The sequence below is a fragment of the Spirulina subsalsa FACHB-351 genome (assembly GCF_026130165.1).
GTDB classification, from domain to species: domain Bacteria; phylum Cyanobacteriota; class Cyanobacteriia; order Cyanobacteriales; family Spirulinaceae; genus Spirulina_A; species Spirulina_A subsalsa_A.
On the sequence record NZ_JAIHOM010000006.1, the window covers coordinates 44966 to 66165 of the forward strand.

Here is a 21200-nt window from a genome sequence, read left to right on the forward strand (position 1 = left end):
ATATGAAGACAACCTCAGATTTAATCAAAACAGGTGAAAGCTCAACTCTCTCTCCCTCTGCAATCCCTTCCCCAACGCTCCCAACTGCAAACTCTCTGGTCTGATACCCTGACCATTTTCTGGGGGGACTGGCTGGATTTACGGGTACGCATTGCCCAAGTGGCGGCTACTGGCTTAATTTCCCCCCTAATTTATATCATCGGCTTTGGTTTGGGGCTAGGCAGTGCGCTAGATCGGGCGATGGCTCCCCCGGCCGGGGATTCTTATTTAGAGTTTATCCTGCCCGGCATGGTAGCCCTATCTTCTATGACCATTAGTTTTGGGGGAACAACGTTCTCTATTTGTGGCGATCGCCTTTTTACCAAAACTTTTGAGGAATTACTCCTCATGCCCGTTCACCCCCTCGCTTTATACTTAGGGAAAATGTTGGCGGGTATTGTTCGGGGTTTAATGACCTCCGCTTCGGTGCTAATCATTGCCATTCTCTTTACTGGCAAAATTTTTAGCTTCCTCAATCCCCTATTTTTAGGCATTCTCATCCTGAATTGCGCGGTTTTTGCTGGGTTAGGGGTCATTACCGGATTAAGCGTCAAATCCCTAGAAAGTGTGGGACTCTATAACAACTTCCTGATTGTTCCCATGTCCTTCCTCGGGGCCACCTTTTTTGATCCCAGCACCCTCCCCTCTGTCCTCAAGGTGATTGTCTACTGCCTCCCCCTGACCTACACCAGTATTAGTTTAAGATCGGCCGCCTATCTGCCTCTGAATCAGTTTCCCTGGTACTCTTTCCCGGTGTTGTTATCTGTAGCCATTGCTCTAGCCTTTTGGGGGGCCTATCGTTTCTCCCACCAACAGGACTAAACCCCACGAGGACTGGCTTGGAGGGGGTTCTCCAGTTCACCAATGCCCTCAATTTCCACCCGCACGCGATCGCCCACCTCCAACGGCCCCACCCCTTCGGGGGTTCCCGTGAGAATCACATCCCCCGGCAACAGCGTCATAATCTGGGAAATGTAGGACACCAGAACATGAGGCGCAAACACCATCTGTTCCGTAGAAACCGACTGACGGGGAGTCGTTTCTTGATTAACAAAGGTTTGGAGACGCGCCCCAGCGCTCAATTCCCGCACAATCCAAGGCCCCAGAGGGCAGAACGTATCAAACCCCTTCCCCCGAGTCCACTGGCCATCCTTGCGCTGTAAATCCCGCGCTGTGACATCATTGGCGATGGTGTAGCCCCAGATCCGACTCTGCGCTTGTTCAGGAGAACATTGAGAAGTGCGATCGCCAATCACTAACGCCAACTCCCCCTCATATTCCACCTGCTGAGATTGGGGAGGATAGATAATCGGCCGACCCGCCGCAATAATCGCCGTCGGTGGCTTCAAAAATAACAGAGGTTCATCCGGCACCGGAGTCCCCATTTCCGCCGCGTGGGCCGCGTAATTCTTGCCCACAGCCACAATTTTAGATGGCGCACAGGGAGCCAAGAGGGTATAATCCTCCACCTCTAAAATTAACTCTGTCCCCTTCCCCCCCAACCAAGGCGGAGCATCCAATACTTGAACACTGCGGTTGAGTTGAAGCAAACCATAAAAGGTTTGTCCTTGAGAACTACTCACTCGAACGTAGCGTTGCGCCATAAGTCTAGAAACTGCTTGTCAATTTAAACGACAATTATAGAACAGTCCCGCTCCTGCTCAGGGTAAGTTTTGGACTAGGGGGAATTGCCCAAAAAATGTTAGGATGAGATCCGGCCTGTCACCACCCCACCCATTCATTCAGGCAGGGGAACAGTGCCGATCCTTGCTTCTGCCTGTGGGCTGCATCTTTGCCGAATTCAGCCGGGAAAACCCCCCAGAGCAAAAGAAGCCATTTTGTTCATAACATTTTGTCCACAAGGAGTAAAATCACCATGACGACTCGTAGCTACGAAATGATGTATGTCCTGCGTCCTGACTTATCTGAGGATCAAGTTAACGAAGCCACCCGCAAATATCAAGAAATGTTGGCCAATTTAGGCGCAACGTCGATTCAAAATAAAATCTGGGGCCGCCGACGTTTAGCCTATGAAATCCAACGTTTCCAAGATGGTATTTATGTGTTAATTCATTACCAAGGCGATGGTTCTCAAATTGCTCCTGTTGAACGGGCAATGCGTTTAAGTGAAGAGGTCATTCGCTATATTACCTTAAAGTTGGATGAGGAAAAACCTGAAGCTGAAGATTCAGAACCTGTCGCAGTAGAAGCTTAAGTTAAAATTTCAGTTGAAATTTTAGTTGGAATTTGAACCGGGGGCTTTACAGGTCTGTCTGCATTTTGTCAAGCCCCTACTCAATTATCAATACTCATTTTCCCTACAGCAAAGATTGACAAGTTAAGCCATTTGTCCGCTCATTTTTACTATTTTCTTAAATCCTTGACTTAATGTCTCCTTTAATTTTATGGTTACTGGTTCTTGTGATCAGTTTAGCCGTTTTAGCCAAAGCCTCTGACATTTTCATTGAAGCGGCTGAGAAAATTGGTCTTTATTTGCGTCTTCCCGCCTTTATTGTTGGTGTAACTATTGTTGCCATCGGCACATCGTTACCGGAATTAGTGTCCTCTATTTTAGCCGTCCTCCAAAATTCCTCAGAAATTGTTTTTGGGAATGTAGTGGGGTCAAATATTGCTAATATTTTCCTGATTATTGGAGCGGCTTCCGTTCTCCATCGGAAATTAAAGATTCAATTTGAACTCATTCATGTTGATTTACCCCTATTTGTGGGGTCTGCTTTTTTATGGGCGTTAATGGTCAGCGATCGCCATTTTTCCATTTTTGAGGCTCTGCTCTGCATTGCCGGGTATATCACCTATTCCATTTATACCGTCAGCAGTCGAGAAGAAGAAAACGCCGAAGCTTGCGACTTAGAACTTCCTCGGGGCTTTCTCTGGCAACAAATCGGCTGGATTGTCCTCAGTGCCACGGCCATCTTTTTCGGGGCAAAATACACCGTTGAATCCGTCATTGAACTCGCAGAAATCTTACAAATTGGCACCGCCGTTATTGCTGTAAGTGTTGTGGCTATCGGCACATCCTTACCCGAGTTTTTTGTGAGTTTTAGTGCCGCCCGCAAAGGCAATATAGAGATTGCCGTGGGCAATGTTTTAGGCTCGAATATTTTTAATACCTTAGTCGTGATGGGAATTCCCCGTTTAGTCGGCAAGCTTATCATTCCCCCAGAACTACTATTTCATGGCATGGCAACCATGTTAGCCGGAACCTTAATGTTTTTCTTTGTCACCCAAGATAAACAGATTACTCGGTGGGAAGGGTGGTTATTTTTTATTTTTTATCTCTGGTTTATCGGCAGTTTGTTCGAGTTTATCTAAGGCATCTAAAGGAGCAGAGGAACTACTAGGACTTTTCGCCTTCCCTCCCCGTTGACGCGCTAATTGCTCAATAGTATCCCCAATCACCGCCGTAAGACTTTTACGGGTGTTTACATGGTTTTCCTGTTCGAGTTTCAGGGACTCTAAGGCGCGATCGCGTTCCTGCATCACCGTCATCAGCATTTGTTTGAGATGGGTGACATCCTCAATCCCCTCCAACTCCGGGAATCCCTCCACCTCAGCCTCAATAGTATTCCCTCGAATCAGCAGAGGACCATCTTGGAGTTTCCCTAATTCCCGTTGCAGACGATTCTGTTCCTCTTGGGCCAGTCGGGCCTCGGTGCGTCTTTGTCTGGCCTCAATATTGTACAGTTTGCGCCAGTGGGCGGCACTTTCTAGAGCGGTGTCGCGATCGCGTTCAGCTTGGGTCAATTGTTGCCGCAATGCCCGAATTTCCGCCAACCATTGCATCAATTCTTCACTCATTGGTTATGCTCACACCTTGCCATTCTCCGCTTTACTTTAGCACTATTACCTAGGGGTGACAATTGTCTCTGCACGGCTTGCGATTGCTCTGTACTATAGCGTTTCCATTTGAGTTTTGTCATCCACAAGGGAAAGCCAAGGGAACAGGGAACACCGGATCTGGGAACAGTATACAAGGGTTACAAAGAGCTTGAAGTATTATGAAAAACTGCTCTGAGAGTTGATCAATGATTTGGAAACGCTATAAGTACCATGAGTTTGAATGGCACCTCGTTACTCAGATTGCCAAGGCAAAGAGCAAGGCTGACAAGTTAAGCCTGAATGTCCTTTTGTCCAGGTTAGGAAATAATTAACAATTAATAATTATCAATTCCCACATTTTACTCTTCACTGTTTACTGGAACTGAATATCCCGTTTATTTTAACACAAAATGGGTTAAAAAAATCAGCCCAGTCATCAGCTATTTAGACCAAAAAACAGGTAGCAACCCAGAAAAATTGCCCTAGGCAATCCTTAACCAGAGATTAAGAAACCCGCACCGTATTGAAAATCACCCCACTAATTGAGAGTAGAACGATAACATGAGAGGTGGAGGTAGATCACCTCCCAATGTACTCAACCACGTTTCATCCACAACTTAGGAGCAGACAAATCCTATGGTATTGACTGTTAACAGTACAGAAAGCTTAGAAGCCCTCGTAGAACGAGTCAGAACCGCACAACAAGCCTACGCCAGTTATAGTCAAGAACAAGTTGATTATATCTTTAAAAAAGCGGCTCTTGCGGCTAATGCAGCTCGGATTCCGTTAGCTAAAATGGCTGTTGCTGAAACAGGCATGGGGATAGTTGAAGACAAAGTGATTAAAAATCACTTTGCCTCCGAGATTATATACAACAAATACAAAGGTGAAAAAACCTGTGGGGTAATCGAAGAAGATAAATCCTTTGGCATTCAAAGAATCGCCGAACCTGTAGGAATTTTAGCCGGAATTGTCCCCACGACAAACCCCACCTCGACCGCCATTTTTAAAGCCTTAATTGCCCTAAAAACCCACAACGGGATTATTTTCTCTCCTCACCCTCGGGCAAAAGGTTGCACCACAGAAGCCGCTAAAATTGTCTTAAAAGCGGCAGTGGAAGCAGGCGCACCGGATGGAATTATTGGCTGGATTGATGAGCCAACGGTGCCTTTATCTCAGGCCTTAATGCAGCATCCTGATGTGAAATTAATTCTCGCCACTGGGGGGCCAGGGATGGTGAAAGCGGCCTACTCTTCCGGGAATCCTTCCTTGGGAGTGGGTGCGGGGAATACTCCGGCATTAATTGACTCCACGGCTCATATTAAAATGGCCGTTTCGTCCATTATCTTAAGTAAGACCTTTGATAATGGGATGATCTGCGCCAGTGAACAATCAGTGATTGTGGTAGAAGATGTTTATGAGCAAGTGCGTCAGGAATTTTGCGATCGCGGCGCTTACTTCCTCACCCCCGACGAAAAGCAGCGACTAGGTGAAAAAATCATCATCAACGGCCGCTTAAATGGCGACATTGTAGGTCAGCCTGTAGAACAAATTGCTGCCCTCGCTGGGATTACCTTGCCCCCCCGAACTCGGGTTATTATTGGCGAAGCCGAAACCATCGGCTCAGAAGAACCCTTTGCCTACGAAAAACTCTCCCCCGTCTTAGCCATGTATCGGGCAAAAGATTACGAAGATGCCGTAAGCAAAGCCTCTCAATTAGTCCAATTTGGAGGCAGAGGACACACAGCCGCCCTCTATACCAACCCCGGCAATATTGACCATATTAAAGCCTTTGAAGACCGCGTAGAAACCGCCCGAGTTTTGATTAATACCCCCTCCTCTCAAGGAGCCATTGGGGATTTATACAACTTCCGCTTAGACCCATCCTTAACCCTCGGTTGTGGGACATGGGGCGGGAATTCCATCAGCGAAAACGTCGAACCCCATCACCTGTTAAACATCAAAACCGTGGCCGAACGTCGGGAGAATATGTTATGGTTCCGCGTTCCCCCCAAAGTGTATTTCAAATACGGTTCTCTCCCCGTTGCCTTGAAAGAATTAGCCGGAAAACGTCGGGCCTTCATTGTCACCGACAAACCCCTCTATGATTTAGGCATGACCGGACCGGTGGAAGATGTTTTAGACGAAATTGGTCTAAAATATGACACCTTTTATGATGTCGAACCCGACCCCTCTTTAGACACCGTTGAACGGGGGTTAGTGCTAATGAAAACCTTTAACCCCGACGTAATTATTGCCTTGGGGGGAGGTTCGCCCATGGATGCGGCTAAAATTATGTGGTTAATGTATGAACATCCCGACATTGAATTTGAAGGGTTGGCCATGCGTTTTATGGACATTCGTAAGCGGGTTTATGATTTGCCCCCCTTGGGAGAAAAAGCCATTATGGTGGCCATTCCTACCACCTCCGGCACAGGTTCAGAAGTGACCCCCTTTGCGGTTGTTACCGACCGTCGCAATAATATTAAATATCCTTTGGCGGACTATGCCTTAACCCCCAATATGGCGATTATTGACCCCCAATTGGTGTTAAATATGCCCAAAAGTTTAACCGCTTTTGGGGGCATTGATGCTTTAACCCATGCCATAGAAGCCTATGTTTCGGTGTTGGCCTCGGAATATACCAATGGGTTAGCCTTAGAGGCCATTCGGTTGTTGTTTAAATACTTACCCAGTGCCTATGAAAATGGGGCAAAAGACCTCAAAGCACGGGAAAAAGTACACTATGCGGCTACAATGGCTGGGATGGCATTTGCTAACGGTTTCTTGGGAATTTGTCACTCCATTGCTCACCAATTAGGCGGCACATTCCACATCCCCCACGGGTTAGCAAATGCTTTCATGATCTCCCATATCATCCGTTACAATGCCACGGATGTTCCTTTTAAACAGGCAACCTTCTCCCAATATAAATATCCTAATGCGAAATGGCGCTATTCTCGTATTGCTGATCATTTGAAGTTAGGCGGTGAGACGGAAGATGAAAAGGTGGATCTACTTATTGCGGCTGTGGAAGATTTGAAGGCAAAAGTAGGAATTCCTAAGAGTATGAAGGAATGGCTAAAAGATGATCCCAGTGTCTTTTATGCTCAGTTAGATATAGTGGCAGATCAAGCATTTGATGACCAATGTACGGGGGCAAATCCTCGTTATCCCTTGATTCAAGATTTGAAACAATTAATCATTGATGCTTACGAAGGAAAACCTTTAGTGAGTCAAGATATCAAGGTAGAAATTAGTGGCAATGGTCATCAACCGGAGTTAAATGTATTACCGGAGATGATTCTGTCTTAGGGGGGTGAATTTTAGGTAATCAGGAATGGGTAATAGTTATTAATTATTAATTCCCTATTCCCCATTACCTATTCCCTATTCCCCATTACCTATTCCCCATTACCTATTCCCTATTCCCTATTACCCATTACCTATTACCTTAATGTGGAGTCATGGAAAAACGCAATCTTTATCTTTGTATGGGGTCTGCTTGTCATCAAATGGGGGTCTATGAAGTCCTCCCGAAGTTACAAGAATTACTGGCAGAATATAACCTTAATGATAAAATTGAACTGAAAGGTTCTTTTTGTTTAGAAACTTGTAGCTATGGCATTGTGATGAAGTTTGAAGAACAACATTTTGTGAGTATTAATCCGCAAAATGTGGAGAAAAAGTTCATTCAAGAGATTTTACCCGCGATTAAAGAAACAAAGAAAAATGTCAGAAAATAATCAAGATCATCTGTGGCAATTAATCTGGAAATATGACCCTAATGCTTTAATTGTTGTGGATGCCGATATGCACGTTAAGCTGGTGAATCCGGCATTTTGTACTATGTTTAATCTGCAAACAACAGACATTATTGATCAGCCTGTGTCTTTATTTTTAGATGAGGATGATATTGAAAATTTTAAGCAGGTGTGGGAGACAAATGAGGTAATTCGAGGCAAGGAAAAGGAATATTCCCAGTATCATTTGTATGTCAATCAGGTCATTTTTCCCATTGAAGATCAGAGTATTGTGGCCTGTATTATGGTCAATATGACCCACGAGTTAGACCAAAAGCGGGAGTTACGCAAAATCAAGAATGAAACCATTAAGAAGGTTAACGAGGTAGTTGACAATCAGATGAAAGTGGTGCAAGAAATTGCGGGATTATTAGGAGAAACGACGGCGGAAACGAAGGTTAGTTTGTTAAAAATCATTCAAATGTTGGAACGGGAATAATAAGTGTAAAGCTCTATGACTGTTGATAATTTCCTAGATATTTATACTCGCAGCTTAAATAAACAGGGTGAGGAACTCTGTGGGGATAAGGTTAAGTTTATTAAGGCTGAGAAGAAAACCACGGTGGTGATTTCTGATGGGTTGGGGAGTGGGGTAAAGGCGAATATTTTGGCGACGCTGACGACGGAAATTCTGTCTACGATGTTAAATGCAGATGTGCCGTTGGAGGAGGTGTTAAAAACGATTATTGCGACGCTACCAATCTGTCAGGTGCGGAAAATTGCCTATTCGACGTTTACGATTATTCAAATTGATAATCAGACCAATCATTTCAAGGTGATTAATTTTGATAATCCGCCTTGTTTTTATTTCCGTAAGGGGAAGGCGCAGCAATTAGATTTACAAACTGAGTTAATTTTAGATCGTAAGATTAAGGTGGCGGAAGGGTATTTAGAGCGGGGGGATTTTTTAGGGGCAATTAGTGATGGGGTGCTGTATGCGGGGATGGGGGTTGAGTTGAATTTTGGTTGGGGCTGGGACAATATTGCTAAACATATTGAGTCGGTTTTTTTGAAGGATGGCAATACGTCTCAACGCATTGTTCAAGATGTTATTAAAGAAACCCATAAGTTATATCATGACAAAATAGGGGATGATGCGACGTTTGTGGGGGTTTATGTTCGACAACGGAATCCGGTGATGATTTTTACGGGGCCGCCGTTGGATAATAAACGGGATGGGGAGTATGTGCGGCGTTTGTTGGAGTTTGAGGGGCGTAAGGTGATTTGTGGGGGGACGACGGGGAATATTGTGGCGACCTATTTGGGCGATCGCATTGAAATGGATATTAGCACCATGCGCAAGGAATTACCCCCCATTGGGCTGTTAAAAGGGGTGGATTTGGTGACGGAGGGGATTCTAACCATTTCTAAGGCTACGGAGTATATTAAGGCCTGTAATTGTGACTTAACTCGTCTGTCTTCGGATACCAATGGGGCTTATTTGTTAGCGCGGGAGATTTTACAGGCCGATTCGATCTTGTTTTTAGTGGGTCAGAAGATTAACGAATTCTATCAAAACCCCTTGCTGCCGAAAAATATCTCTATCCGACGCAGCTTAATTGAAGATTTAGTTAAATTTTTGCGCGATCGCCAGAAAGAAGTTGACATTGAGTATTGTTAACCCCCATTAACCCAGAATGCAGTCACTCCCTCCCCTTTCTACCCTAATTATCGGCTACGGTAACACCCTGCGCAGTGACGACGGGGCCGGGCAGGCCATCGCCGAAACCGTGGAAAGTTGGGGCTTAGAGGGCGTTTCTAGTTTAGCCGTCCACCAACTCACCCCCGAATTAGCGGCCGAGATGGCCCAATCCCGACAGGTGATTTTTGTGGATGTGTATCCTAGCACAAGGGACTCGCCCCAAGGAGTACAAGTGACCGCAATTGCTCCCGGAGAGAAGAACCCCACCCTAGGCCATGCCAGTAGTCCCCAATCCTTACTGGCCCTGTGTCAAGTCCTCTATCAGACCACTCCGGTCAGTTATTGGGTGTTAGTCCCGGCCGAAAACTTCGAGTTTGGGGAAAGCTTTTCCCCTCTCACCACCCAGAATATCCCTTTGGCCTTAGAAGAGATTCAAACGCTGTTGAGTTGCCGCTAAATTATGCACGAAGTCAGTTTAATGGAACAAACCTTAGCGATCGCCTTCGATCATGCCCAACAGCAAAACGCCCAGCGCATTCATCGGCTCAAAATGCGCATCGGGGCAGTGTCTGGAGTCGTTCCCGAGGCCTTAAGTTTTGCCTTTGATGTGGTGGCCTCCGGCACCATTGCCGAAGGAGCGACCCTAGAAATTGAAAACATCCCCGTCACCTGTTTTTGTCCCGACTGTGACCTGTTATTCAATCCCCCCGACTTATTTTATCAATGCCCCCACTGTGGCAGCTATATCCAGAAACCCCTAGCCGGGCAAGAAATAGAACTTACATCCTTGGAGGTATCCTAACTATGTGTGGAAATTGCGGTTGTCACGAACATCCTGAAATCGGCATTCACATCCATGAACACCCTCACCATCACCATGGTCATGACCACCATCATGACCATGACCATCACCACCACCATGAACACCCCCAAGACACCCCCACCAAAACCGTCGATGTAGCCCAAGCGGTTCTCAGTAAAAATGATCGCCTGGCTGAACGGAATCGGGGTTATTTTTTAGCGAAAAATCTCTGGGTGTTAAACCTTTTATCGGCTCCGGGATCTGGGAAAACTACCTTGTTAGAGCGCACCATCAGCGACTTACAGGGGAAAATTGCCACGGGGGTAGTAGTGGGGGACTTAGAAACCGATAACGACGCTCAACGATTGCGCGATCGCGGTATTCCCTCCATCCAAATCACCACCGGGACCCTCTGCCATCTTGAAGCAGATATGGTCCTCCATGCCGCCCAACACTTAGACCTCGATCATCTGGATTTATTAGTCATTGAAAACGTCGGCAATCTCGTTTGTCCCGCCGCCTACGATTTAGGGGAAAATTGGCGCGTAGCCCTGCTTTCCACCACCGAAGGCGAAGATAAACCCTTAAAATACCCCACCCTTTTTAAATCCGCCGATGTAGTCATTATTAACAAAATCGACATCGCCGAAGTCGTTGGTTTTGACCAAGAAAAAGCCCTGAATAACATCCGTCGCATCGCCCCCCAAGCCCAAATCTTCGCCCTCTCCGCCCGCACGGGGGAAGGGATGGAACAATGGTATGAGGCCTTGTGTCACAAAGTGCAAGCCCTCTCTCCAGTGGGCTAGTTGCCTTGGAAAATGCTCAATCCTTGCCCCGTCAAATTTTAGGTTTGACGGGGTTGTTGTGAGGTAGCTTACTAGGCAACAATAACAGAGGACAAATTTCCAACAGCCATCCTAGAAGGACGGGGCTTTAAACCCAGTTTTTGGGCAATAGTCGCCATAGGGGGATTGATGTCAACGCGCCAAAATATACTTCAAAATATACATTCTCTTGCCATACTGCAAAAAACCAGTTGATTAACACCCCTTTTTCTCATCAACCGTCAGATGTCAAGGAAATTCTAACCATGAATCCTGTCAAACTCATGATTATTGATGCAGATCAGCAGATTCTGCATAAACTTGAACCCCTTTTAAGCGAAATGGGGTATCAAGTTGCTTGTCTAGTAGATAGGAGAGAAGACACTCTAGAACAAATCCTCCACTATACTCCTGATTTGCTATTAGTTGGAAAATCCTTCATCTCGTCTAGTCAAAATCAAACCTTGATCTTGACCTTAGCCCACGACTACCACTTACCTATTATTTTTGTCACCGATTCTATTGAGCAAACCACCTTACATCACACCACAGGAATTAACCCAGTTGGTTATTTAACCCACCCCTTCGAGAAAACCGAAATTTTTCCTATTATTGAAATTGCTTTAGCACGCTCACAAGCTCAACTGGAAGTTCGCAAAGCCTTAGCGAAAGAGCAAGAACTCAATGAGCTAAAGTCTCGGTTAATTACCATGATTTCTCATTATTTTCGCACCCCTTTATCTACTATTGTTTTTTCGGCTGGATTACTCAACAGTTATGGCTATCAATGCTCAGAAGACAAGCTAAAAGTTCATCTAGACCGCATTCAATCTGGGGCGAAATCTCTCACAGACTTACTCGATAAAATTTTAGTTTTCAGTAAAGCAGAATCTCGGGAAATTCCTCTACAGATTAAACCCATTAATATTCATCAATTCTGCTTAGAGTTACAGGAAGAGATAAAAACCTTATATCCCTTAGTTAACCTAAAATTAACCTTGGCTCACCCAATGACTGAGGCTAATCTTGATCCGAAAATAATTAAACAGATTTTGCTTTATGTTTTAGTCAATTCGATTCAATATTCTCACCCTGAAACCCCAATCTATCTGTCTGTTAAACAAACTAAAAACCAAGTTATTTTTAACATTATTGATCACGGAATTGGAATTCCAGTGGAAGATAGAAGTCAAATTTTTGACCTTTTCCATCGGGGGAGCAATGTGGGGAGTATTCCGGGAACAGGTTTGGGCTTATCCATTGTCCAACAATTGCTAGAACTGCATCAAGGCAGTATCTTTTTACAAAGTGAACTGAATGTCGGCACGACTGTTACACTCTGCTTTGCTAAAAATGGGTTGCCTAAAATGCTCTGTCAATGCCATGAGTTGATCCCGAAAAAAACAGTAGTTTAACAGTCTATTCTAGGGGATAAAATGACCACTATTTTAGTAATTGAAGATGAAGAACCGATCCGTGAAAATATTATCGAGTTATTAGAGTCAGAAGATTTTCAAGTTCTGGCCGCAGATAGTGGAGTGCAGGGATTAGCCTTAGCACAAACCTATTTACCGGACTTAATTCTCTGTGATATTATGATCCCGGAGTTGGATGGTTATGAGGTTTTGCAACAACTGCGTCAAAATTCAGCAACGGCGACTATTCCTCTAATTTTTTTAACAGCTTTATCTGACCAAAGAGATACTCGTCGGGGGATGGAATTGGGTGCCGATGATTATTTAACTAAACCTTGTACTCCTGATGGTTTATTGAGGGCGATTGCCTCTCGTTTGGCAAGAAAGGCATTATTTGAACAACAAACGGTTACGAAACTCAATGAGTTACGCACGAATATTAACCACTCTTTACCCCATGAATTACGCACGCCTTTGAATACGATTTTAGGGTTTACTGAATTGTTAATGGCAGATTTAGAGGAGTTAGCGTTACCGGAAATTCGGGAAATGATGGAGCAAATTCACCGCTCTGGTCTATTGTTATATCAGTTAATCCAAAATTTCTTACTTTATGCGGAATTAGAACTGATTGCCACCCAGCCGGAACAGATTACCTCCTTACAAAATAGTTGCACAGAACAGACGGAACGATATCTCGAAGAAATTGCCCGACAGGAAGCCCAAAAAGTAGGGCGAGAAGGGGATTTACAGCTAGAAATTATTCCCAGTTCTGCCCAAATTTCTGTTAATCATTTTAAAAAACTCTTGACAGAAATCATCAATAATGCTTTTAAATTTTCAGCCTCTCAAACCCCTGTACAGGTTAAGAGTCAACGGGAGGAACAATTTTTGAGTATTACAGTGAGTAATTATGGGCGGGGTTTAACGGTGGAGCAGATCCAAAATATTGGGGGGTATATGCAGTTTGAGCGGAAATTATATGAACAATCGGGGTCAGGTTTAGGTTTGGCGATCGCACAGCGCCTAGTGGAGTTGTACGGGGGCAGTTTTACAGTAGAGAGTATCCCGGAACAGATCACGACCCTACGGATTCTCTTACCCATCTAAAATGCTAAGGTAGAGCGTGAATCCCTACCTTGCCCTAATAACTGTGAAGGTTTTTAGAACATTAGCCCCAGAAACTCAACGGAATCTCTTATTTCTCTTTTTGACTGGATTATGCTTCTGGACCAGTTTAACCGCCCTTTTGCCCACCCTACCCCTCTATATTGAATTTGCCGGAGCCACTCAGCAACAGGTGGGCTTAGTGATGGGGAGTTTTGCCATTGGGTTGTTATTATCTCGGGGCATCTTGGGACAGTGGGCCGACCAACGGAGTCGTAAACTGGTGGTACAGGTAGGAACGCTGGCCGTGGCGATCGCACCCTTTGGCTATGCTCTGTTTACCAGTCTCCCCCTACTGGTCGCCATCCGGGCCTTTCACGGGATTAGTGTTGCCGGACTGACTACAGGATACAGCGCCCTAGTGGTAGACTTATCCCCCCCCGAAAAACGGGGCGAAATCATCGGTTATATGAGTTTAGGCGTTCCCCTTGGCATGGCACTCGGTCCGGCCTTGGGGGGCTATTTAGCGGAAATCTTTGGCTATGGCTTTTTGTTCCTACTTTGTGGACTGCTGGGCATTTTAGGCTTAATTTGTGCGGGTCAAGTACGGGAAGAATTGCGCTACAAAGTCCGGTTGTCCCCGAAAACCGCCGCCCCTCCCGTTAAACTCTCCCGTCGTTTCTTCAAAGCCCTTGTCGGGATGCGCTGGTCTTTAGTCAAAAGTCCCCGTCTACGCATTCCAGCGATTATTTTACTCTTCGTGGGGCTAGTATTTGGGGGACTGACGGCGTTCATCCCGGCTTATATTCGGGATAGTAATGTGGGCTTAAATGCAGGGTTATTTTACACGGCCGTTGCGATCGCCAGTTTTATCATTCGTTTACTGGCCGGACGAGCCTCAGATCGCTTAGGTCGCGGCTTTTTTATTACCTGTAGTCTCTGTTGTTACGTCCTAGCCATGATGATCCTAGCCATTTCCCAATATAACTGGCAATTTTTACTAGCGGGTCTAGCCCAAGGCGCTGGGGGAGGGACACTCCTCCCCATGATGACCGCCTTGGTCGCCGATCGCTCTAACATAGATGAACGGGGTCAATCTTACGCCTTCTGTGTGGGGGGGTTTGATGTGGGAATTGCCCTCGGTGCGCCCCTTGCCGGACTGATGATGACGGTGGTCAACTATCGCGGTTTATTTACCCTCTCCGCTGGTTTCCTGACCTTTGCCCTCTGGATTTTTATCACCTTATCCAGCAAGGATATTGAACATTCAATGCGCTTTGCTTTTGGTCGGGGAGAGGATGCCTATTCTTTAATCCAGAAACAGTGAATGACCTCCCCATGTCGCCGGAGATTCTTGAGTTGTTAGCCATTTTGGATTGACCAACAAGCCTTGATAATTGATAATTAATTATTGATCACTGATTTCCGGGGCTTGAACATAAAACAATTATGCCTGAAGCAGTTGCGGTTATTGAAACGATGGGCTTTCCCGCCATTTTAGCGGCGGCGGATGCGATGGTAAAAGCGGGGCGTGTTACGCTGGTTTGGTTTGATAAGGCCGAAAGTGGGCGCTTTGTGGTGGCCATTCGGGGGCCAGTGTCCGAGGTGAACATGGCACAGGCCGCGGGGATTGAAGCAGGAGAAAGTGTTTTCGGGGGGGAAGTTCTCACCCATTATATTGTGCCGAACCCACCGGAAAATGTGATTAATGTTCTCCCCCTCGAATATACCGAGGCGGTGGAACGCTTCCGATAGCTCAAGGGCGGTAAAATAAACCTTGGCTGATCTTGGATGTCAATGTGATACAAGTTTTTAAAAGAAGGAGAATCTGAATGCCAGAGGCCGTTGGATCATTAGAAACGAAGGGATTCCCCCCTGTACTGGCTGCTGCTGATGCAATGGTCAAAGCAGGCCGTGTAACGTTGGTGGGGTATATTCGCGTGGGGAGTGCGCGTTTTACGGTGAATATTCGGGGGGATGTGTCTGAGGTGAAGACTGCCATGGAAGCAGGGATTGAGGCGGCTAAAAATACCCCCGGCGGGACTCTAGAAACTTGGGTGATTATCCCTAGACCCCATGAGAATGTAGTGGCGGTTCTACCGATTGATTATAGCGAAGGGGTAGAGGTGTATCGTCAAGCGGTGTCTCAACCTCGGATTTTTAACCGTTAAGGTTGATCCATTTTCTGTTAATTATCAATTATCAATGATTATTAAGTATTAATTGAAGGGGAACTAGACCACTCTACTAGCGAGAGGGGGCATTCTAGGCAATCTTGTTTACTCATTAGGTGAATTGAGCCAAATTGGGCGAAGTTTCCCCCGTAAATTCTCCCAAGATTTGACTTTTCTTAATATACTAGGCTCATTAAACCTATTGATAAAATCAGCAGTGTTATTACTGAATCAGAAAAATTTGGGTGAGGAAGCGCTGAATAAAATTGCGCGACTGGCTTTGAAAAGTCAAATTAGGAAGGCGCAAGATTTGACGGTCCGGGTCAAAACGGATCCTAACCTCTTGGCGCAAGGTAAGTTAGAGTCCCTGTTAATCGATGGGACAGGTCTGGTGATGGGGCAAAATCTCCGCATGGAGGAGATGCGTCTCCATATGAAAACCATTGCAGTTAGTCCGTTTAAGGCACTGATGGGCAATATTGAGTTAACTCAACCCACGAATGGGACGGCCTGCATTCGTTTGACAGAGGCGGACTTTAATCGGGCGTTTAATACTAAACTGTTGAGCGATCGCATTCAAGCCCTACCCACCCGCCAAAACCAACACCCCATTACCCTAACGCCCCAGAGCATTCATTGTCATCTCCTCGCTACAGGTAAAATCGCCATTGATGTAGATTTGACTGTCTCTCCCACGGGGGAACGCCAACAGGTGACTCTAGAAGCGACTCCCACGATGTTGGGGCAAGAAGTTGTCCTAGCCAATTGTCACTATAGTCAAGGGGTTGAACCCTACCCAGAATTCACCGAGATATTGCGCCAGAAGGCTCTAGATGTGCTGAATTTACGAGATTTTGAAATTCAAGGCATTTCTCTGTATATCGAAGAATTAACCGTGGAATCGGGGCAGTTAACGGTTTGTGCGATCGCCAAAATGACCCACTTTCCGGGCAAACGTTAACCTGTGCTGCGTTTCACCCATCGCCCTCGTTTCCTAACCCTACTCTACCTCCTCCTGATCATTACCCTTGGGTTATCTGCAAAATTTTATCAGGGGTGGGGTTCGGCCTGGGTCAATGATTCCTTTAGCAGCATCTTCTATGAGATGGCCTGGTGTTTGGTCTTTTTCCTGCTTTTCCCCCGTCGTCAAGCCATTTGGCCCATCGCTCTCGGGGTCTTCCTCGGCACATCGATTTTAGAGTTTCTCCAACTCTGGCATCCCCCTTGGTTACAGGCCATTCGTGCCACTCTCCTCGGTCGTCTGATTTTGGGGGTTGCTTTCGATTGGTCAGATTTTATTTATTACATCATCGGCAGTATTGCAGGGGGTTTCCTCCTCCAACACATTGGGAATGTGACATCCTCCCCCTCTAGCAAAGCTTAGAGGGGGAAATTTGAATTGATAATTATTAACTATCAATTATCAATTCCTGTTGCGTGACCGCTTATTTCCAGCCCACTTGATCCATCAGTCTCACAGCATCAGCATTCCGTTCACCGTAGACCTCCACATTCAGACCGGATGCTTGGAAATCGCCAAAACCTTTGACAAACTCGTTCTCTTCCACGTTTGCCGTCACCGGATATTCATTGTTTGCCGAGGCAAAGATTTTTTGCGCTTCTGGGGTGGTGAGAAATTCGAGGAACGTTACCGCATTTTCCTTATTGGGTGCATTGGCCACGACACCCGCACCACTCACATTAATATGAGTCCCTCCGGTGTCTTGGTTGGGGAAAAAGACGGCGATGTTGGCGGTAACTTCCCGGTCTTTGGGGTCTTCAGATGCCAGGAGACGACCCACATAATAACTATTGGCGATCGCAACATCACATTGTCCCGAGGCAACCGCTTGAATTTGAGCCGTATCATTACCCTCGGGATCCCGGGCAAAGTTAGCCACTAAACCCCTTAACCATGTTTCTGTTCGTTCCGTCCCCCATTCTTCCAATTTCGCAGCCACCAGAGACTGATTATAAATATTACTAGAACTGCGCATACAAACCCGTCCCTGCCATTGGGGTTCCGCCAGTGCCTCATAGGTGGAAAGTTCGTCCGGTTGGACTTTATCGGTGTTATAGACGATAATCCGAGCGCGTTTGGTCAGAGCAAACCAGTAACCCTCATCCTCCCGCAAATTCTCGGGAATCGCCGCCTTGAGAGTCGCCGAAGAAACAGGCTGAAAAACCCCCGCTTCTTGGGCTTGCCACAGGTTGCCCGCATCCACTGTCATAAACACATCGGCCGGACTGTTCGCCCCTTCACTTTGAATCCGTTCTAGCAATTCTTCCGCTTTCCCCTCAATCACATTCACCTTAATCCCTGTGGCTTCAGTAAATTGGCTATAGAGGTCTGAATCCACGTCATAGTGACGGGCGGTGTATAGGTTCACTTCTCCCTCCCCACTGGGGCGGCCTGCGGTGTCTGTGGGGGCTTCGGTCGTCGTCGCACAGCCTGTTCCCCACAACATCACGAGTCCAGCGCTTAAGGTGAGGATGTGTTTCCGGTTAATGGTCATGATTCGTCTCAACGGTTTTTTGCTTTGCGATTTCTTATTGTACGCTTAATGCGACAAATTCTTAATTAAATAGCAAAATTTTTTCTAAAAATTTGCAAAAAGGGCGAGGGTAAGGGGCGGGGATAAAATGGAGAGGGTTCAATCGAGGAGAAAACATTGCTAGAAGAACGGGCGTACTGGTTAGCGTGGTTAAAAGTGGAGGGAGTGGGGGCAGTATTAAGCCAACGTCTCTATGAGTATTTCGGCAGTTTAGGCAAGGCGTGGGGCTGAAATTATTGGGGGCGATTGAGGGGGGGCGATCGCACATTGACCCAGAAAACTACTCAAAGATTGTCAAGACAAAGGGTTTCAGTTTTGGATTCCCCCGGATCCCGAATCCCCCCGGTTATTGCTAGATATTCCTAGTTTACCCCCCATCTCCCGAGATGAGAAACCGGGTTTTTGCTAAGGTGTACCGAGAAAACTAGACATTGAACGCAACCCGGTTTCTGGCGAGAAACTGGCTAGAGTTAGGCGCCCAAGCGCAACTACGAACCTGATTTCTGACTCCCCCTTTCCTGTACTTAAACATTAATCTCAGAAAAAATGGCTGTTAAAAAAACCCAACTCTATAGTTCCCTCTGGGCAGGTTGTGACGAACTCCGGGGGGGAATGGATGCCTCCCAATATAAGGATTATGTCCTCACCCTGCTATTCCTTAAATACGTTTCTGATAAATATGCCGGGAAACCCAACGGCCTGATTATTGTTCCCCAAGGAGCCGCCTTTAGCGACTTGGTGAAGCTGAAAGGTGATAAAGAAATCGGCGATAAAATTAACAAAGTTATCGACAACCTCGCCGCCGAAAATGACCTTAAAGGCGTGATTGATATTGCCGATTTTAATGACGAGGATAAACTCGGCAAAGGCAAGGAAATGGTAGACCGCCTTTCCCGGTTGGTCGGTATTTTCGAGGGCATTAATTTAAGCGCCAACCGCGCCGAGGGCGATGATTTGCTGGGAGATGCCTATGAGTATTTGATGCGGAATTTTGCCACCGAGTCCGGCAAAAGCAAGGGACAATTTTACACCCCCGCCGAAGTGTCTCGCGTCGTCGCCAAGGTGTTAGCAATTCCCCCAGAAACCCGCCAAGATGCCACCGTTTACGACCCCACTTGTGGGTCGGGTTCTCTATTGCTAAAAGTCGCAGACGAAGCCCCCAACGGATTAAGCATATATGGGCAGGAAATGGATAACGCCACCTATTCTCTGGCGCGGATGAATATGTTTATGCACAACCATCCTACGGCGGAAATTTGGAAAGATAACACCCTCGCCTCTCCCCATTGGAAGGAAAAAGATGGCAGTCTCAAGCGGTTTGATTTTGCCGTAGCTAACCCCCCATTCTCTTACAAATCTTGGAGTAATGGAGTCGATACCGCCAGAGATGAATTTAACCGCTTTGGGTATGGGGTTCCTCCGGCGAAAAATGGCGACTATGCTTTTTTGCTGCATATCCTCAAATCCCTAAAAAGCACCGGAAAAGCGGCCGTAATTCTCCCCCACGGCGTGTTATTTCGGGGGAATGCCGAGGCAACCATTCGGCAAAATCTAGTTACCCAGGGCTATATTAAAGGCATTATCGGCTTACCTGCTAACCTGTTTTATGGCACGGGTATCCCTGCCTGTATTATTGTCTTGGATAAGGCGGAAGCTGCTACTCGTGACGGCTTATTTATGATCGATGCCAGCAAGGGATTTATGAAGGATGGCAATAAAAACCGCCTTCGCAGTCAGGACATCCATAAAATCGTCGATGTGTTCAATAATCAGCTAGAAATTCCCCGTTATAGTCGTGGGGTGAGTTTCGAGGAAATCGCTGCCAATGACTATAACTTAAATATTCCCAGATATATCGATTCTAGCGAACCGGAAGACCTCCACGACCTCAACGCCCACATCAACGGCGGCATTCCCCAGGGAGACATCGATGCCCTCGGTCATTATTGGCAGGTATTCCCCACCCTAAAAGCGGACTTATTCACTGAAACCCGCCCCGGTTATTTTCAGTTATCAATTACCAATTATCAACACTCCATTAAAAACCATCCCGAAGCGGTTGAGTTTGTGAGTGGGACTCTGGCGCTATATCACCAATGGCGGGACCATCACCGGGCGAGGTTGGAAAATATCGCCATAGGGGACAAACCCAAGGAGTTGATTGGGGAGTTATCGGAGGATTTGCTGGGGCGGTTGGCGGCGGCGGACTTGCTCGATAACTATGACATCTATCAGCTTTTGATGGATTATTGGGGGGAAACGATGCAGGATGATGTCTATTTGCTGGCACAAGATGGCTGGGAAGGGGGGAAGGTGTTAAGGGAGTTGGTGGTGTCCAAGGGGCAGAAGTTGACGGAAACGCCGGACTTGGTGATGGGGAAGAAAAAATATAAAGCGGATTTGATTCCCCCCAGTTTGTTGGTGGCGCGGTATTTTGCGGAGAAACAGGCGCAGATTGATAATTTACAAGCGGATTGTGATGGGGTAACGCAGGAGTTGGAGGGGTTAATTGAGGAAAACACGGGGGAAGATGGGGCCTTGACGGATGCCCAAACGGATGCGGGGAAGGTGACTAAGGGGAATTTAACCAAGTTGATTAAGGGGTTGAAAGGGTTGCCGCTTTTTGATGGGTCGGAAGAGGAGAGGCAACAGTTGGCAATTTGTGAGGAATGTTTAGGGTTATTTGACCGGGAAGCGGAGTTAAAGAAGGCGGTTAAAAAGGCTCAGGAGGCACTGGATAGGTTAGTGTTTGCCAAGTATCCTAAGTTAAGGGAGGAGGAGATTAAAACGTTGGTAATTGTGGATAAGTGGGGGGCGACTTTGGAGGGGATGATTTTGGCAGAAATTGAGCGGGTAACGCAGCAGTTGGCGAGTCGAATTAAGGAGTTAGATGAGCGTTATGCGGAACCTTTGCCCCAATTAATCGATGAGGTGGAGAGGTTAGCCAGTCGGGTTGATGAGCATTTGAAGCAATTGATAATTGATAATTGATAATTGAG

Annotated in this window: 21 protein-coding genes; 18 read left to right on the plus strand and 3 right to left on the minus strand. The window is 46.4% G+C overall.

Going from position 1 to position 21200, the window contains the following annotated elements:
* Positions 1–33 precede the first annotated feature (33 nt).
* Positions 34–861 (plus strand): ABC transporter permease, encoded by an 828-nt coding sequence (locus K4A83_RS02005; RefSeq protein ID WP_265262708.1) that lies wholly within the window; start codon positions 34–36, stop codon positions 859–861.
* On the opposite strand, the gene K4A83_RS02010 is transcribed toward K4A83_RS02005, so the two are convergent.
* Positions 858–1643: a fumarylacetoacetate hydrolase family protein gene (locus tag K4A83_RS02010; protein WP_265262709.1), complete on the minus strand. Its 786-nt coding sequence runs from the start codon at positions 1641–1643 to the stop codon at positions 858–860. The two genes, K4A83_RS02005 and K4A83_RS02010, sit on opposite strands and share 4 nt — an antisense overlap.
* A gap of 272 nt (positions 1644–1915) precedes the next feature.
* Here K4A83_RS02010 and rpsF point away from each other — a divergent pair, with 272 nt between their 5' ends.
* Positions 1916–2254, plus strand: coding sequence for a 30S ribosomal protein S6 (gene rpsF / locus K4A83_RS02015; protein WP_265262710.1), 339 nt, complete (start codon positions 1916–1918; stop codon positions 2252–2254).
* Between the two features lie 173 nt (positions 2255–2427).
* Entirely contained in the window at positions 2428–3372 is a 945-nt protein-coding gene (locus K4A83_RS02020) for a calcium/sodium antiporter (protein WP_265262711.1), read from the plus strand.
* On the opposite strand, the gene K4A83_RS02025 is transcribed toward K4A83_RS02020, so the two are convergent.
* Positions 3319–3858, minus strand: coding sequence for a hypothetical protein (locus tag K4A83_RS02025; protein ID WP_265262712.1), 540 nt, complete (start codon positions 3856–3858; stop codon positions 3319–3321). The genes K4A83_RS02020 and K4A83_RS02025 overlap by 54 nt on opposite strands.
* 657 nt (positions 3859–4515) lie before the next feature.
* On the opposite strand from K4A83_RS02025, the gene adhE reads away from it, so the two are divergent.
* From adhE to K4A83_RS02095, 14 genes are all read left to right on the plus strand, one after another.
* A complete protein-coding gene (gene adhE / locus K4A83_RS02030) occupies positions 4516–7194 on the plus strand; it encodes a bifunctional acetaldehyde-CoA/alcohol dehydrogenase (RefSeq protein ID WP_265262713.1) in 2679 nt (892 codons plus the stop codon).
* Between the two features lie 152 nt (positions 7195–7346).
* Positions 7347–7625 carry a (2Fe-2S) ferredoxin domain-containing protein gene (locus K4A83_RS02035; RefSeq protein ID WP_265262714.1) on the plus strand — a complete coding sequence of 93 codons (279 nt, stop codon included), beginning with the start codon at positions 7347–7349 and terminating at the stop codon, positions 7623–7625.
* The gene (locus K4A83_RS02040; RefSeq protein ID WP_265262715.1) at positions 7612–8121 is read left to right on the plus strand and encodes a PAS domain-containing protein; all 510 of its coding nucleotides are present in this window, start codon (positions 7612–7614) and stop codon (positions 8119–8121) included. The genes K4A83_RS02035 and K4A83_RS02040 overlap by 14 nt, the downstream gene beginning before the upstream one ends.
* Before the next feature lie 15 nt (positions 8122–8136).
* Positions 8137–9303 carry a serine/threonine-protein phosphatase gene (locus K4A83_RS02045; RefSeq protein WP_265262716.1) on the plus strand — a complete coding sequence of 389 codons (1167 nt, stop codon included), beginning with the start codon at positions 8137–8139 and terminating at the stop codon, positions 9301–9303.
* Between the two features lie 16 nt (positions 9304–9319).
* Positions 9320–9781, plus strand: a complete 462-nt coding sequence (locus K4A83_RS02050) for a hydrogenase maturation protease (RefSeq protein ID WP_265262717.1) — start codon at positions 9320–9322, stop codon at positions 9779–9781.
* Between the two features lie 3 nt (positions 9782–9784).
* Positions 9785–10126 (plus strand): hydrogenase maturation nickel metallochaperone HypA, encoded by a 342-nt coding sequence (hypA, locus tag K4A83_RS02055; protein WP_265262718.1) that lies wholly within the window; start codon positions 9785–9787, stop codon positions 10124–10126.
* A 2-nt stretch (positions 10127–10128) separates the two neighbouring features.
* Positions 10129–10932, plus strand: coding sequence for a hydrogenase nickel incorporation protein HypB (gene hypB, locus K4A83_RS02060; RefSeq protein WP_265262719.1), 804 nt, complete (start codon positions 10129–10131; stop codon positions 10930–10932).
* A gap of 284 nt (positions 10933–11216) precedes the next feature.
* Positions 11217–12365: a hybrid sensor histidine kinase/response regulator gene (locus tag K4A83_RS02065; protein WP_265262720.1), complete on the plus strand. Its 1149-nt coding sequence runs from the start codon at positions 11217–11219 to the stop codon at positions 12363–12365.
* A gap of 21 nt (positions 12366–12386) precedes the next feature.
* Positions 12387–13475 carry a hybrid sensor histidine kinase/response regulator gene (locus K4A83_RS02070; RefSeq protein ID WP_265262721.1) on the plus strand — a complete coding sequence of 363 codons (1089 nt, stop codon included), beginning with the start codon at positions 12387–12389 and terminating at the stop codon, positions 13473–13475.
* Between the two features lie 43 nt (positions 13476–13518).
* Positions 13519–14799, plus strand: coding sequence for an MFS transporter (locus K4A83_RS02075; protein WP_265262722.1), 1281 nt, complete (start codon positions 13519–13521; stop codon positions 14797–14799).
* 122 nt (positions 14800–14921) lie between these two features.
* Entirely contained in the window at positions 14922–15227 is a 306-nt protein-coding gene (locus K4A83_RS02080; protein ID WP_265262723.1) for a carbon dioxide-concentrating mechanism protein CcmK, read from the plus strand.
* 77 nt (positions 15228–15304) lie between these two features.
* Positions 15305–15643, plus strand: coding sequence for a carbon dioxide-concentrating mechanism protein CcmK (locus tag K4A83_RS02085; RefSeq protein WP_265262724.1), 339 nt, complete (start codon positions 15305–15307; stop codon positions 15641–15643).
* A 220-nt stretch (positions 15644–15863) separates the two neighbouring features.
* Complete coding sequence (locus tag K4A83_RS02090) at positions 15864–16607, plus strand: LmeA family phospholipid-binding protein (RefSeq protein WP_265262725.1); 744 nt, start codon at positions 15864–15866, stop codon at positions 16605–16607.
* Between the two features lie 3 nt (positions 16608–16610).
* Positions 16611–17030, plus strand: coding sequence for a ribosomal maturation YjgA family protein (locus K4A83_RS02095; protein WP_265262726.1), 420 nt, complete (start codon positions 16611–16613; stop codon positions 17028–17030).
* 61 nt (positions 17031–17091) lie between these two features.
* On the opposite strand, the gene K4A83_RS02100 is transcribed toward K4A83_RS02095, so the two are convergent.
* Positions 17092–18162 (minus strand): Fe(3+) ABC transporter substrate-binding protein, encoded by a 1071-nt coding sequence (locus tag K4A83_RS02100; RefSeq protein ID WP_265262727.1) that lies wholly within the window; start codon positions 18160–18162, stop codon positions 17092–17094.
* 585 nt (positions 18163–18747) lie between these two features.
* Here K4A83_RS02100 and K4A83_RS02105 point away from each other — a divergent pair.
* Positions 18748–21192, plus strand: coding sequence for a type I restriction-modification system subunit M (locus tag K4A83_RS02105; protein ID WP_265262728.1), 2445 nt, complete (start codon positions 18748–18750; stop codon positions 21190–21192).
* Positions 21193–21200: the final 8 nt, after the last annotated feature.